Source organism: Colwellia sp. E2M01, assembly GCF_018860585.1.
GTDB lineage: Bacteria > Pseudomonadota > Gammaproteobacteria > Enterobacterales > Alteromonadaceae > Colwellia.
Genome location: NZ_JAHKPR010000030.1, coordinates 101,920 through 117,598, shown reverse-complemented (window position 1 = coordinate 117,598; position 15,679 = coordinate 101,920). Strand labels below are relative to the sequence as shown.

Sequence of the window (15,679 nt, the reverse complement as noted above, 5' to 3'; positions counted from 1 at the left end):
TTATTGAATTATTTACATATAAGTAGCAGAATATCGCTGTTATTTATTAGGGATATTTTATCCTTACCAATGTTGCTTTAAAGGATTTAGTTTTAATTTATGGAAAATACTCAATCAACCGCCTCTGTTATCGATGATAAAACACTCATCGCTGGTGTCTCCCCACAAAAAACTGCTGCTCCTATCAATTTAATTGGCAAGTCTTTAAAAGATCGATATCTTATAGAGTCATTGATCGGTTCAGGTGGAATGAGTGATATATACAGGGCTAAAGATTTACATTTAGAAGCAGCAGGAATTAATGAGCCTTATGTCGCTATTAAAGTGCTGCTTCAACAATATTCGTCAATTCCAGAAGCAAAACAAATATTAATTAAAGAAGCAAGAAAAACACAGCAACTATCACACCCAAATATTATTAGAGTTTATGATGTTGACTCTCACGATAATTTTCATTTTATTGTAATGGAATGGTTAGATGGTGAAACACTTGATCAAGTTATTAAACGTTCTAAACCTATGGGGTTACCTTTTAAAGGTGCTAATAATTTAATACAACAAATAGGTGAAGCACTAACTTATGCCCACAAAATGGGAATTGTTCACACAGATTTAAAGCCCTCTAATATTATATTGACTAGACAAGGAAATATTAAGATTTTTGATTTTGGTATTGCAAGTGCGGTCCAGTTAAACTTTGATAAATATGCCATCCAAAATAATGATCTATCATCACCGCTCACAGGATATACACCAGCATACGCAAGCTTTGAACAATTAGAAGGTCAATCGCCTTGTACTGCTGATGATATTTTTGCCTTTTCCTGTATTGTTTATGAATTATTATCTTGTAAACATCCATACCAACGAGTAGCCGCAAATAAAGTCGACTTACAGAAAACATCCTTAAAGAAACCTAAACATTTAAATTTATTATTATGGCCAAGTTTAAAAAAAGGTTTAGCTATACATAAAGAACAGCGTTGTAACTCTATTCAAAAGATAAACAACGATTTCTCTCGTAAAGTTTGGCCTAAGGCCTTAGCTATAACTACAGGTATTGTAATTACAGCTGCTGCCCTTCAGGTATATCAAGCTCAAGAAAAAGAAATTGACAACTTAAATAACCTCATCACATTGAGTGATGACGAGCAAAAAAAATTAAACGGATTTAAAAACTTATCTACTATCGATTTATTGGCTCAATTAGAGAACATACCCGCAGAGCAAAGGCTATTAAAACAAGGGTTACTTAGAGAGCACAGACAATCTCTGATCAATATAGCGGAAAAGCGGATTATAAATGTTACTAAAGACGCAACAGGTACTTATAAAGATTATGAGCAAGTTAATCAAATTATAGAAAATGCGTTAGCTATTTTTCCTGACTCAATACGATTGAGTCAATTACAAGCGGAAGCAAGTAGTAGTCGCATAGCAATAATTGATGCTTTGTCTGAACGTCTAAACATACTGTTATTACAAGGTCGATACAATGAAACAGGCGATAATAATATTGATAAAATAATCGCCGATCTAAAATTCGTTGACTTTGAGTTTAAGTTTCAACCAAAAGATGATGTATTTAAAGTATATAATGATGCTTTTACTTTAGCATTGACCGAACATAATATAGATAGAATTACACGACTCATTTCAGTTGGAGAATTAGCTTTCGCATATCATAGTGATGCAAAGGCATTATTAGATTTGGGAAAAGAAATAAAGTCATCCGTTGCGTTATTAGCAAAATATAATGCGGATATAAACAATGGTAAGCCTGTAAACTATCCATATGATGCAGCTGAAGTATTTTACGCATCAACATTTGATCAATTCAATGAAGATTTATCGCTTGTTGAAACCCCTACAGCATTAATGAAAATTGATGAGAAAATTACTGAATTAGAAAGCCAAATACCATCCGATTTCACTCCTTTGATTGCAGTAAAGAAGATTATGGCTGGCTCGTACCTTAATTATGGTAATTTATATATAGAAAAGAAACGTTTTAAAACAGCCAAACAATTAATTAAAAGAGGCAATGAACTATATACGCTAATTAATTAATTTTAATTAACGTATTTATACTAATTTCAACTTAACTAATAAAAATTGAAGATACGCAGAATCATGCGTATTACTGCATAAGGCATAAAAAGTACATGGAATTGATTTTTGACATCGTTAGCTATCACAGACTTTCCCCCGAACAAAACTCTACCATAAGTATTAATAATACGCTTACCTTGGGTCGTTCTGAAAGTAATGATTGGCATTTACCCGATCCAGAAAAAGTTATTTCGGGCTGCCATGCTCGAGTAGAAAAACAGGTAGACGGCTTTTATATACACGATTTATCAACCAATGGTTTATATATAAATCGCTCCGTAGAAGCCTTGGGGAAATCAAATTCACATAAATTATGTGATAATGATTTACTCACCTTTGGTGATTATGAGGTATCAGTATCTATTAAAGATACCAATACACCTGATGTGCCTACCTCTAGTAGTCGTATACCGAGCGCATCAAGAGGAGATTCCCCTTTGCATTCTCAAGCGACATCAGATCTTAACGACAAAACCAGCATTAGTTCCCATGCTCAAGGCATATCTCCAAGCAGCTTGTTTGATGATATGCCCAACTCTATAAAAAGCTCTCGTAAGATGCCCGTTGTAAATCATGATTTGAATGATCATTTTGACGTACCACAGGCTATACCAGAAGAATGGGATAATGAACTTTTTAATACTAATGTCGTTAAAAAAACGACAATTAAACAACAACCTGCACCTAAAATTCCTGAATCGGGTATAGCTACAGCTCCTAAAAAAAGTGAAACTGTTACAACAAGCGATGTAAAACAACAAATCATAACGTCGTCAACTACCGAAAGTCGACCTATGGATGCTTTTATCAAAGGTTTAGGTGTCTCTCAGTCGATTAAGCCTGACCAATTAAATGATGAATTACTTTATGAGATGGGTCAAAGTATGCAATTAATGCTGATGGGCTTAATTGAATCTTTAAGAACACGTTCTGCATTAAAAAATGAATTTAGAATTAATCAAACGACATTTCAGAAGCAAGAAAATAACCCATTAAAATTTTCTGCAACCATTGATGATGCTTTTCAAAATCTATTCTTAAAGAAAAGTTCAAGTTTTTTACCATCAAAACAAGCGATTACCGAAGCGTTTAACGATACTAAAAAGCATGATGTAGCACTTACTGCTGGAACATTAGGAGCTATTGAAGGTATTTTTAAACAACTATCGCCTTCAGAGATAGAAAAAAAAGATTTAAAAGACTCTATTTTTGATCAAGTGGTACCAGGGCAAAAACAGTTGCGCTACTGGAAAACATATCAAATCTTACATAAAGATATGGTAAATGAAATAACTGCTAATGGCAGTTCAGTGTTATCAGATGACTTCGTTAAAGCATATGATAAGAAGATTAAATCATTATAATGATGAGAAGGTAAAAATGACTTTAAAAAAAATATATATAGCCCTTGCCGTTTCAATTAATGTGTTGTTAATGACAAGTTGTTCGACAATAAATGCAATTATACCGCCATCTACGGATGTAAACTTTAACGCCTCTGAAGATATTAACCCTGATATGAACGGGAGAGCATCGCCTGTTGTCATAAAAGTACTTGAATTATCTTCTCGCACAATATTTGATACACAAGACTTTTTTACTTTATATGAATCACCTGAAGATATTTTAGGGCCTGATTTATTAAGAAAAGACGAGTTAGAACTACAACCAGATGAGTTAAAAAAATATAAAATGGAATTAGATAAAAACACCCGTTATGTCGGTTTTGTCGTCGCTTATCGTGATATTGATAGTTCTCGTTGGCGTTCAGTTATTGAAGTATCACCAACTGGTTACGATACTTTCACGATGAATATTGAAAAACTAGCCATTTATATTAGTAATAAGTAAACCAAATAAAGAAGGACTTTATGAGTGATTTCAGCCCAATAGCATGGACAGAAGGTATGTTCTTGCGACCTCAGCATATGCAGCAACAAGAACGTTACCTACAATTTCAACAATCAAGAATAAATGCTAAAGTAAGTCCGCTATCTTGGGGGATATTTGACCTTGATATTGATAATAGCATGCTCTCATTAGGTCAGTTTCGCCTAAACAGTGTTGAGTGTTTATTTCAAGACAATACATTAGCAGTATTACCCGAACAAGGTTTATTGCCTGAAGCAATAAGTATACCTTCAGGTACTTTAGATCAATTGATCTACCTTGTGTTACCTATCAGTAAAAGTACGGGTTTAAACATTTCGGATGAAGATAGCACTTTTATTACCCGCTATCATTTTCATGACCATAATATTATTGATACATCTATAGGCTCTGAAGCAACAGAAGTACTGCAAATAGGTAAATTACATTGCCAGTTTAAATTACAAAGTGAAGACAGATCTGGTTATGTTTCAATCGCTATAGCAAAAATAATAGAGGTATCTGAAGAAGGTGTTATCTCATTAGATAAAAAATTCATTCCTCCTTGTTTATCTATCGATAATATTCAAGGTTTAATAAAGGTTACTCGTGAAATAAAAGGTATGATAAACCAACGTGCAGAGGCGATAGCAGCAAGATTATGTCAATCTCAAGGCTCTTCTAGTTCAATTTCTGACTTTTTAATGCTGCAACTTCTCAACAAATACCAACCTTTATTTGACCATTATAGTATTATGTCTGGTATTCACCCCGAAACCTTGTACCGTACTATTATTAGCTTTTCGGGTGAATTAGCAACATTTAGTTCTGCAACGAAACGTACACCTGAATTCCCTAAATATCAGCATGACAATCTCTATTATGTCTTTAGCAATGTTATGGCTAGTATCACACAGAGCTTAAGTAGTGTATTAGAACAAACCGCAATCCAACTTGCATTAGAAAAAAGCCAATATGGTATCTACTTTTCTCCAATACATGATAAAAACTCTTTGGAGCACGCTGACTTTATCATTGCGATCAAGGCTTCTCTACCCAACGAAGAGATACGCAAGCGCTTGCCCGCACAAATTAAAATAGGCTCTGTAGAAAGTATCCGAGAGTTAGTCAATAATCAACTACCTGGAATTGGTATTATTGCGCTTCCTGTGGCACCAAGACAAGTACCTTATCATTCTGGTTATCATTATTTCCAATTAGACAAACAAAATAGCCATTGGTTAAAGTTACAGACTAGTGGTGGTATTGCTCTTCACCTTTCTGGTCACTACCCTGATTTAGAAATTGAAGTATGGGTAGTTAACCATTAAATAATGCTTATAGAGATGAGTTAAAGATTTTCTCATCTCTATTTTAACCTTCGTTATTTCACCATTACTCAAAAAATATAGTCATACTGTTGAAAGCTGATAGTTAAACCGATAATAATGGACCCAACGGTTGTCCGCCCAATAAGTGCATATGAATATGGTAAACTTCCTGGCCGCCATGTTGATTACAATTCATAATTAATCGATAACCATTTTCATCAATGCCCTCTTCTTTTGCTAGTTTTTTAGCAACTGTGATCATTCTACCTAAAGCCAGTTCATCCTCTTCTTCAACATCATTCACGGTGGGAATAAGCTTATTCGGAATAATTAAAATATGGCTATCTACACGCGGGGAAATATCTCTAAAAGCTGTCACCAAATCATCTTGATATAACAAAGGTGTTGGGATTTCTTGACGGATAATTTTAGAAAAAATGGTTTCTTCACTCATAGTCGATTCTCTATTTTTTAATGTAGTTTTGTATATAAGCTAGTTTACCGCCAAATAAATATATTACTAGTGCGATTGATAGTTTGAACACTGCTTACCTTAAATAATATAAACAACTGGTTTAATACCATTTATTGACCTTAATCAAGAAGCCGACTATGAGCAGTTTTTGCTATCTATGACAAGGTCCACATTATTGATATAACCGGTCAAGATCAAAGTAGATGTCGATTTTTTTATTACCTTGTTACATGGTAATAAGCCTTCTGCTCTAATCACTATCCATAGATATTTAACTGAAGTACTAAGCGAAACAATACCGATAACAAACTTACGCTTTATATTTTGCTCTGTTGAAGTCTCTACAAGTAAACGACTGTTTAGGAAACCGCTGTAGACACAAAGTAACTAACTGTTTAATATTGTTTTTATTCTAATCTAAATTAAGCTTACTCTTAACATGTTTAATTCAAATGTATTAACACTCACTTTATTGAGCATTATCCCTTTTATCTCACAACAAGCAGTCGCTGACAATATTGAAAAACCTTCTGTGCCTAAAAATATTATCATGGTCATTGCTGACGGAATGGGCCCCGCCTATACCAGTGCATATCGTTATTTTAATGATGATCCCAATACCATAATAGTTGAAGAGACTGTTTTTGATAAACACCTAAAAGGCTTAAGTAGCACTTATCCGGCAGCAATCTCAGGTTATGTTACCGATTCAGCAGCTGCCGCAACTGCCCTCGCTACTGGTTTTAAAACTTATAATAATGCTATATCTGTTGATGTAAATAAAAAGCCATTACTCACAGTGCTTGAGTTGGCGAAACAACAAGGCAAAAAAACTGGCGTTGTTGTGACCTCTCGAATTAATCATGCAACGCCTGCAGCTTATTTAACACATAACGAACATCGAGATAATTATAATGAAATTGCTGATAGTTATATTGATCAAGGTATAAAAGCTGATGTTTATTTCGGTGGTGGTCGTAAAAGCTTTATCCGCTCTGATCGAAACTTAGTTAAAGAGTTTCAACAAAATGGTTTTCAATATATAGAGCAGTATGAACAGCTTAATAGCCTAGATATCACTAACCCCGTAATGGGGTTATTCGCAGATTACTCATTACCTTGGGCTATAGATGACAATAATAAACACCGATTAACACCTATGGTGAACGCGGCAATGAAGCACTTAGCTCTTCCAGAAAATAACGACAATGGTTTTTTTATGTTAATAGAAGGAAGTCTTATTGATTGGGCGGGACACGACAATGATATAGTAAACTCCCTATATGAGATGGACGATTTAGCGAACACAATCCACTACTTAGAAAATTTTGTTGCAGAGAACCCAGATACTTTGGTGATTGTAACAGCAGATCACAGCACTGGAGGTCTAACATTAGCGGTAAAAGAGGAATACATTTGGGATCCTACGGTAATACGTACTATGACACAATCGCCTAATGCCATAGCAATAAAGATAGTCGATCACCATAAATCAGCAAACACTTTGCCAACAGTGAGTAAAATAAGTCAATGGTTAAACTTTTCTTTAAGTAGTGATGAATATAATCAGTTAACCCAAGTACAAGCAGATTATAAAGTAGCAAGAGCAGCCTACGAATTGTTAAGTGCTGCAGAAAAACAGCACCTTGCTGATGAGTATAAAACACCAACTTTTGTTGGTTTTTACCAAAAAGTATTAATGAGTATTATTGATACTCGTTCCAATACCGGATGGACAACATCAGGTCATACCGCGATTGATGTACCAGTATTTGCCTTTGGAAAACAAAGTGAATTCTTTAATGGTCAGTTAGATAATACAGATATTGCTAAGAAGATTTTTAGCTTGCTTGGTAAGTAGATAATAAAAAGTCTATCTAGTAAGCAGCTGTTTACTGGATAGACTTATTTATAGGCTGGCTTTATAGATAATACTCATCTATAAAGCTTGAGCTGTTTTACGCTTTTACTTTATTGTTAACTTGCATTACTCATATTGAGTAATAATTACCCTTCGGCCAATACTTTATTAAAACGTTCAAAGCCTTGCGCTAAATCATCAATTAAATCTTCAACATCTTCTAAGCCAACATGTAAACGAATTAATGGGAATTCACAATCAAAGGTTGTTGCACTACGAATTGCGTTAACATTAGTTATGCCTAAAACTAAGCTTTCAAAACCACCCCACGAGTAACCCATTTTAAAATGATGTAAACCATCTAAAAAGGCATTTAAGGCTTTCTTATTGCCACAATTTAACGTAAATGAAAATAAGCCATTAGATCCTTCAAAATCTCGTTTAAAGAACTCATGTCCCGGACAAGATTCAAATGCAGGATGCAATATTTTAGCGACTTCAGATCGCTCTTGTAACCACTGTGCCACTTTTATAGCGCTTTGTTGATGCTGCTTTAAGCGAACGCCAAGAGTACGAATACCACGAAGCGCTAGGTACAAGTCATCTGGAGATGTACATTGCCCCATTAAATAACTGTAATCTCGAAGTTGTGGCCAGTATTTCTCAACCGCTGTAGCCGTACCTAACATAACATCAGAGTGACCAACAATATATTTGGTTGCGGCTTGTACACTTACATCAACGCCGTATTCAAAAGGTCTAAAATTAACCCCTGCGCCCCAAGTGTTATCAAGCACTACAATGCAGTCATGTTTATGGGCAATTGCACTTATGGTTGGTACATCTTGTACTTCCATCGTAATAGAGCCTGGAGATTCTAAGAAAACTAAACGGGTATTGTCTTGAATAAGCGCTTCAATGCCAGCGCCGATTAATGGGTCGTAGTAAGTTGTTGTTACGCCCATCTTGGTCAGAATTTTTTCACAGTAATCACGAGTAGGCTCATAAGCAGTATCCACCATTAAAATGTGATCGCCTTGTTCAACAAAGGCTAAAATGGCATTGGTAATAGCTGCGGTACCCGATGGATATAACGCACACCCTGCTCCACCTTCAAGCTCGGTCATGGCATCACTAAACGCAAATGAAGTTGTGGTACCGCGACGGCCATATACCATAGTTTGATTATGACGATTTGCTACGGCATTATTCATATCTGCAACGGTATCAAAAACAACCGTAGATGCGCGTGTAACTGAAGGGTTTACTACACCTCGTGTCCATTTAGCACTGCGGCCTGCATTAACTATTTTAGTATTTATTTTACTTGTTGTAGTACTATCGTTTGACATAACTCTCTCATTATCTTTTGACTTTACGATTATTAATTCTATGTATCTTAATAAGCGTTAATTGACTCTATGTTAATTGACTCTATGTTTATTGATCCTGCTTAATATTGATCCTGTGTATTGATGCGCTGCTGCGGCGTGCTTTTTTACCATAATAAATTACCTGAAAAGTTTAGCTGAGAATAAACTACAGCTATCTAGCCATCTGAATACTTTATGTGCTCTTTATACCGCGAATAAACACAACTGGCTAGGGCTTGTTTTATAATATGTTTAAATATTTAGTTAAACTTAAAAAAGCCCCATTTGATTGCCCGTTATTGAATCAAAATCTTTACCTACAAATGGTAATATATCATCGGCTATTGGCTTTAATTGCTTTTCAACATAAAAATCATAATCAAGCTTACTGCGGTTAAAATCTAATGGTTGTACACCATCAAGTGTCATTACATAGCGAATTAAACTTCTGTGTTTATAAAGTGATTGGTTAGCTGCCAAGTTCGTTCTACCTAATTCCTCAGTTTCAGTTTTTAGCTTGGTAAGTTTTTCGTTAGCAATTAACGCCGCTTTAATATGCGGCGGCGTGTTTACGTAATCATTTAGTGGTCGTCTGATCTTTTTCGCATAAATAAGATGTTTATCATGCTCTCCACTGCGCAGCTCTGCCACAATATTTTTAATATATTCTTCTATTGGTTCATCATTAAAAATTAACCGATATAATTCTTGCTGGAATACTTTACTTAACTCGGTCCAATCACTACGCACCGTTTCAAGACCTTTAAATATTAATTTATGATTAACAACACCCGCATAACGTTTTTTGGTGCCAATACTTTTTTGATCTTTTAAGTTATGAACACCACGAATACTTGGCATAAAAAAGCGAGTAAAGTGAGTTTCAAATTCAATATCTAATTGGCTTTCTATGGCAAAATCATCTTTGAGTTTTTGTTGCCAATTCTCATTAATAAAATGTTGTAACTCTAGCCCTAAGCTTTGTGCTTGCTCATTATTTTTGTCAGCACCAATAGATACAAAGATAGAGTCAGTATCACCATAAATCACTTGATAACCTAATTGCTCAATCCATATACTGGTCGTTTTTAAAATCTCATGACTTCTCTTAGTTATGGAGCCAGATAAACGTGGATCGAAAAAACGACACCCCGTTGAACCTAATACACCATAGAAACTATTCATGATTATTTTTATCGCTTGCGATAAGGCTGCATTTTTTTGTAACTTGGCTTTGTCTCGCTCTGACCATAGCGATTCAATAATGTCAGGTAAAAAATGTTTTTTTCGTGAAAAATAAGCGCCATCAAAACCACTGATAACATTTTCAATATTATTGGTATTACTTTCTAAGTTTTCTTCGGCTTGTTTCAAGCCTTCAATTAAGCCCATAGGGTCAATTTTAAAAGTTCGAATAATACTTGGGTACAATGATTTAAAATCAAGTACTAGAACATTGCTATATAAACCCGGTTTGGAGTCCATAACATAACCACCAGGCGATATTAAACCAGAAGCGCCGTCCCCCATATTAGGCGCTACATAACCACTTCGATGTAATTTAGGTAAGTACAAATTAGTAAATGCCGCAACCGAGCCACCTACTCTATCAATAGCTAAGCCGGTAAGTTGCGCTCTTAACTGCGCAAAAGATAGTAATTGTGTTTTTTCAAAAATAAGCCAAACCAATCGACAGTCTTCTAGGTTATAAGCTGCAAGAGCTTGTTTGTTATGCTTGAAGTTATCGTTGATTTCTTGCATGCGATTTTCAACATCCTTCACCTGCTTATTTAAACCAAGTAGAGCTTGAGCGACATTATCTAAGGAAAAGCTAGGAAAGCTATAAGTGGCTGTTTTTAATAAATCAATACCATCAAGTACTACGCGACCGGCAATTTCAATGAAATTTTGATCCGTATTATTAGTATTTTTTCGCCAATATGGCGAGCTACCGTCTCGACCTATAGCAAATGGAATACCATGTAAGTCACAGCGTTTTTGTAACAACATAAAGTCAAAATTAATAACATTCCAACCAATAAAAATATCAGCATCGAATAAGGCGACTTCTTGCATAAATGAGTTAAGCAATTGTTGTTCATTAACTTGCCAACGAATATATTGTGCAGCATCTTTTTCAGGCTCACCAATCATCAACACGCGTTTAAAAATATGATTTTTTGGGGGGGCGAGCTCAGAGCTGGTACTGCTTTTATTTATAGGATTAACCGCGTACAAACCAATTGAATATAATTCCCCCTCCATCGAACATTCTATGTCGATAGAAAGCATATTTAAATGCTGATTGTTAACCTCTTCAGGTCTCTTACATTTAACCTGTTGAGTTAATTGATACGAGTTAGTGTTTGAAGCGTTAATCATTCGCTCCATACCAATATAACCAATATCAGCCGTAATGTGCCGTTCCATCAAAAAGCGATCGTCAGGGCGTATATCATCCTCATAGCACTTTATATTATTTAACTTCAAAACTTCACGTGCACGATAAAAACTACGTAAGTTAGCAAAATAGAATGCTGCAACATTTTGTTGGTTGAAAGTTGTTAAAGTAAGAGATTGATGCTTTACCAATGAGATTCGTTGCTCTGATAAAATGTTCAACGCTGACTCTAGCTGCGTTAACTCAACAAAAAATATGGCTAATTCATTGTTAATTTCTAATTTAACTGCGCCTTCTGCACTTTTAAGCCATAAGGTTATTAATAAGCCGTCATGCTTATCTTGTACCTGTCGAGTAAGTAAAAAACCATTTTTAATACTGTTGCTATTATCACTTGTCATAAGAGTTAAATATGTCGCTAAAAGTCATTAGTCGTAAAATAGTATTAAAATTTTCGGTGCTAACTGATTAAACCTGTTAATATATACAGCAGTGTAACCGATCTCTTATTTTTTGGAAACTAACAAACATGTTATCTGACAAGTTAAAGCAAACAATACGTCAATCATATAAAGCCATAGGTGAAAACCTAACGCATTTTAATCCGCGTAAACAACAAACCCTATTGATTGCTGAAATTGCTAAAACCTTAGCAGGTGAATACAGTAAAGACCGAAAAATAATTACTATTGAAGCGGGAACTGGCACAGGAAAATCACTTGCTTACTGTTTGGGAGCAATTCCACTTGCCCTTGCTCGAGATAAAAAAGTATGTATTTCTACAGCAACGGTTGCTTTGCAAGAGCAATTGGTTGATAAAGATTTACCTTTTCTTAAAAAATATGCGGGTTTAGATTTTGAGTTTACTTTGGTAAAAGGTAGGCAACGTTATGTTTGTCGGCAAAAATTAACACAAGCGGTAACCAGTGAAAATGAGCCAGAGCAAGTCGGTTTTACCTTTGCAGAAAAGCCTAATGAAAATGATATTAAAACGCTCAAACAAATGCATAAAGCATTACTTGATGGTAGTTGGTTAGGAGATATAGATTCTTGGGAAACACATTTGCCACAGCATATTTGGCAGCAAGTTCAAACTGATAAACACAGCTGTTTAAAGCATTTATCTGAGCATACACACTGTCCATTTCATAAAGCACGTGACACTATGGATAAAGCAGATGTGCTAGTTGTTAATCATAGTTTGTTATTGGCTGATTTAGAGCTAGGAGGAGGCAGAATACTGTCTACACCGGAAGATACCTTTTATATTATTGATGAAGCACACCACCTACCCAAGGTAACGCGTGACTTTTCAAGTGCAAATATTACCCTAAAGGGCTCTATTGAATGGCTAACTAAGTTGAAAGAAACAGGCGACAAAATGTCTGCACTTATTAAGTCACAAAGCGCCATTTCACCGGCATTAAAATTAGGTGATGACTGCCAAGATTTACTGATGGAAATGCAAAAAGTAGTCACCTTTGTTAAAGCGAATGCTAGCACTTATTTTCTGGAAAGTGATTCAAGTTCAAATAATAATTTCTCGTCAAAATCAAAAAATGAAGACCAAGTTTATCGATTTGAAAATGGTATTGTGCCGCAAACATTAAAAAACTGGGCTGAAGATTTACAAAATCTGAGTAAGAAATCGATAGGTCACTTAAATAAGTTGTATAACGCCTTAATTGAATCAGTTAAAGATGGCGATACCAAAATGTTTATTGCCGAACCTCTACTCGCTGAAGCAGGGTTTATGTTACAACGCTTAGAAAATTTACAAGCTCTTTGGTTTATGTACGCTAAAACTGACAGTGACAAAGGTGCACCAATGGCTAGGTGGTTAGAGAAATTAATGATTAAGCGTCAAGATTACTTATTAAGCGCCTCACCTATTGAAGTTGGATTTACGCTAGAGGACATGTTGTGGAGTCAATGTGAAGGTGCTGTACTTTGCTCTGCTACACTAAGGGCTTTGAACTCATTTGATCATTTCCGTTTTCAAGCCGGTTTAAGAAACGATGATGGTACTCAATACCAACAAGTCGACTCACCTTTTGATTATTTTAATAACGCGCAACTCGTAATGGCGAATATGGATAATGAAGCCAGTGCACCTGCTTTTACTGATGAAATAATCAATAAACTCCCTAAATACTTAGAGCAAGGTAATGCTAGCTTAGTGTTGTTTTCTTCATACTGGCAAATGAAGAAAGTTGCAGAGGCGTTAAGAGACAAACACAAGCTAGATATAATGGTACAAGGCGAGTTATCACGCCAACAAATTATTGAACAACATAAAAAACGTTGTGACGATGATAAAGAGAGTATTATTTTTGGTACGCAGAGTTTTTCAGAAGGATTAGATTTACCCGGAAACTACCTGAATAATTTAATTATCACCAAGCTACCATTTTCTGTACCAACCTCCCCTGTAGAACAAGCACAAGCGGAGTATATTACGGCTAAAGGCGGTAACCCTTTTATGACATTATCGGTACCAGACACCTCAAAAAAACTTGTACAAGCCTGCGGTCGATTGTTACGTAATGAAAAAGATGAAGGTGTGATAACTTTACTTGATAAACGTGTTGTGACTAAACGTTACGGCAAACAATTACTTGATTCATTACCACCATTTAAAAGAATATATGAATAGTATAAGACCTACCCGGGTACCTTAAGCTATTAGAAGTAACGGGTATTAAAACCTTTGAAACAGATCTTAATAAATGCTTTTTTTTAAAACTATCTATTCGGTTAAACGCACTTTAAAACTATCTATTCAAAATTTATCGTGTCACAACATCAAATTACATGTAATAAACCTGTAACGCTATCATTTCCTCTTCATAACTAGATTCATAAAGCACATAACTTGTCTTATATTACAGACATAAAAAAAGGCTTAAAATTAATTTAAGCCTTTTTTATTTTGTTATTAGCGTGCTCGTTTTATAATCTAGCAGCTTTAAGTCTTTTCTCTTCCGCTGTTTTCAAATCTCTTTCAAACTGCTCAGTTGTAGCTCTAACATCAACTTGCTTAGTAAATTCAATATTTACGCCTGCTGCAACGAGCTCTTTATAAAAGTCAGAAACCATACAACTTTCAACTTGCTCACAAACAATTGCATATTTTAGTATTGCTGGCTCATAACCTTTTAAAGATGCTTCATTAAATAAAGCTAATGCTTCATGCATATCTTTTTCGACTACCATACCATTTAGGTACATTTGAGCCAGGTTTACTTGCCCTGCTGCAAAACCATAGTCTGCTGATTCTTCAAATTTTTCAAAAGCTTCTTCTGCTCTTGCAGGATCATTTTTAGCGTATTTTAGATGTTCTAAACCAGCAAAGTTTTCTTTCTTGCCAGGAATAAATACTGAACTACTTTTAAAGTGTGAATCAGGAACAACAACATTACCATCAAGCATATTGCTTACAGGTCTTCTTGCTAGTGTGATAGCGCCAGATTCAACCATTGCTTCTAATTCTGAAATTTTAAAGTTATGACGTTTTTCTTGAAAAAACTTTTCATATCTTAATTGCGCATAACGAATAGCTTCATTTAGTTCATGCTCTTGCATATAAAAATAACTACTAAAGTTAATTGTTACTACATCACCTGTAATATCTTTAACTTTCGCCATTCTATATTTTTCAGCTGGACGAAGGTTATCTTTAATTAATCTAAAATCAACATAATAAAGATCGTTTACTTGTGGCTCAGCAATATAGCTTTTAGTGAATTCATTTAATTCATAGCTTTTATAAAACACTAAACCGGCAACGATACTACCCGCAAATAACATTGCAGAGATAAGTTTCGTTTTATGTTTAACTAAGAAGGGATCTGGATCTTTGGTATCAATAGTATAATGATAATAAGGTTCTTCAGTTGTCTTTTCTGAAGAGTTTTCGCTTGCCAATACTGCTTCATCAGATTCCGCCTCTGATACGTCTTGTTGATCAACGTCCGCTATTGGCATCTGTTCATCCTCATATTTGCGAATTGCTGCTTGTGGCATATCTACACCTTATTTATTATTTTTAATTAAAAACTATCATTTGAACATTAATTAGACAAGTTATAATTACATGTTACTTTGATTTATTATATTTATAGTATAAATAGTTGCTTTAAAAAACTTACTAAAAGCAGCGTTCTTTAAGCATTTTACTTATTTTTCACTTATAGTGATTCAAAGGCCATCAAAACTAAACATTTGTACAATACACTTCATTAAATGTTATCTTCA

10 protein-coding genes are annotated in these 15,679 nt (G+C 34.9%); 6 read left to right on the top strand and 4 right to left on the bottom strand.

What is annotated here, in order from left to right; all coding sequences use genetic code 11:
• Window positions 1–99 precede the first annotated feature (99 nt).
• From KO502_RS07175 to tssK, 4 genes are all read left to right on the top strand, one after another.
• On the top strand, window positions 100–2,070 hold the full coding sequence (locus KO502_RS07175; protein WP_216021893.1) for a serine/threonine-protein kinase: 1,971 nt from the start codon (window positions 100–102) through the stop codon (window positions 2,068–2,070).
• 95 nt (window positions 2,071–2,165) lie between these two features.
• On the top strand, window positions 2,166–3,476 hold the full coding sequence (gene tagH, locus KO502_RS07170; protein ID WP_216021892.1) for a type VI secretion system-associated FHA domain protein TagH: 1,311 nt from the start codon (window positions 2,166–2,168) through the stop codon (window positions 3,474–3,476).
• Between the two features lie 16 nt (window positions 3,477–3,492).
• Window positions 3,493–3,963, top strand: a complete 471-nt coding sequence (tssJ, locus tag KO502_RS07165; RefSeq protein ID WP_216021891.1) for a type VI secretion system lipoprotein TssJ — start codon at window positions 3,493–3,495, stop codon at window positions 3,961–3,963.
• Between the two features lie 20 nt (window positions 3,964–3,983).
• Entirely contained in the window at window positions 3,984–5,312 is a 1,329-nt protein-coding gene (gene tssK, locus KO502_RS07160) for a type VI secretion system baseplate subunit TssK (protein WP_216021890.1), read from the top strand.
• A gap of 103 nt (window positions 5,313–5,415) precedes the next feature.
• Here the strand turns inward: tssK and hinT are convergent, their stop codons facing one another.
• On the bottom strand, window positions 5,416–5,766 hold the full coding sequence (gene hinT / locus KO502_RS07155; protein WP_216021889.1) for a purine nucleoside phosphoramidase: 351 nt from the start codon (window positions 5,764–5,766) through the stop codon (window positions 5,416–5,418).
• 460 nt (window positions 5,767–6,226) lie between these two features.
• Here hinT and KO502_RS07150 point away from each other — a divergent pair, with 460 nt between their 5' ends.
• The gene (locus KO502_RS07150) at window positions 6,227–7,648 is read left to right on the top strand and encodes an alkaline phosphatase (protein WP_216021888.1); all 1,422 of its coding nucleotides are present in this window, start codon (window positions 6,227–6,229) and stop codon (window positions 7,646–7,648) included.
• 146 nt (window positions 7,649–7,794) lie between these two features.
• Here KO502_RS07150 and KO502_RS07145 read toward each other — a convergent pair whose 3' ends face one another.
• Together KO502_RS07145 and KO502_RS07140 are read right to left on the bottom strand one after the other, a co-directional pair.
• Entirely contained in the window at window positions 7,795–9,000 is a 1,206-nt protein-coding gene (locus KO502_RS07145; RefSeq protein WP_216021887.1) for a cystathionine beta-lyase, read from the bottom strand.
• A gap of 291 nt (window positions 9,001–9,291) precedes the next feature.
• A complete protein-coding gene (locus KO502_RS07140) occupies window positions 9,292–11,823 on the bottom strand; it encodes a DNA polymerase II (RefSeq protein ID WP_216021886.1) in 2,532 nt (843 codons plus the stop codon).
• Between the two features lie 128 nt (window positions 11,824–11,951).
• Here KO502_RS07140 and dinG point away from each other — a divergent pair, with 128 nt between their 5' ends.
• Window positions 11,952–14,078, top strand: coding sequence for an ATP-dependent DNA helicase DinG (gene dinG / locus KO502_RS07135; protein WP_216021885.1), 2,127 nt, complete (start codon window positions 11,952–11,954; stop codon window positions 14,076–14,078).
• Between the two features lie 296 nt (window positions 14,079–14,374).
• Here dinG and KO502_RS07130 read toward each other — a convergent pair whose 3' ends face one another.
• Window positions 14,375–15,448, bottom strand: a complete 1,074-nt coding sequence (locus KO502_RS07130; RefSeq protein ID WP_216021884.1) for an SEL1-like repeat protein — start codon at window positions 15,446–15,448, stop codon at window positions 14,375–14,377.
• Window positions 15,449–15,679: the final 231 nt, after the last annotated feature.

Bases quoted from the DNA above. Each gene is read 5' to 3' on its own strand.
- KO502_RS07175 (WP_216021893.1), top strand. From the start codon at position 100: ATGGAAAATACTCAATCAACCGCCTCTGTTATCGATGATAAAACACTC.
- tagH (WP_216021892.1), top strand. From the start codon at position 2,166: ATGGAATTGATTTTTGACATCGTTAGCTATCACAGACTTTCCCCCGAA.
- tssJ (WP_216021891.1), top strand. From the start codon at position 3,493: ATGACTTTAAAAAAAATATATATAGCCCTTGCCGTTTCAATTAATGTG.
- tssK (WP_216021890.1), top strand. From the start codon at position 3,984: ATGAGTGATTTCAGCCCAATAGCATGGACAGAAGGTATGTTCTTGCGA.
- hinT (WP_216021889.1), bottom strand. From the start codon at position 5,766: ATGAGTGAAGAAACCATTTTTTCTAAAATTATCCGTCAAGAAATCCCA.
- KO502_RS07150 (WP_216021888.1), top strand. From the start codon at position 6,227: ATGTTTAATTCAAATGTATTAACACTCACTTTATTGAGCATTATCCCT.
- KO502_RS07145 (WP_216021887.1), bottom strand. From the start codon at position 9,000: ATGTCAAACGATAGTACTACAACAAGTAAAATAAATACTAAAATAGTT.
- KO502_RS07140 (WP_216021886.1), bottom strand. From the start codon at position 11,823: ATGACAAGTGATAATAGCAACAGTATTAAAAATGGTTTTTTACTTACT.
- dinG (WP_216021885.1), top strand. From the start codon at position 11,952: ATGTTATCTGACAAGTTAAAGCAAACAATACGTCAATCATATAAAGCC.
- KO502_RS07130 (WP_216021884.1), bottom strand. From the start codon at position 15,448: ATGCCACAAGCAGCAATTCGCAAATATGAGGATGAACAGATGCCAATA.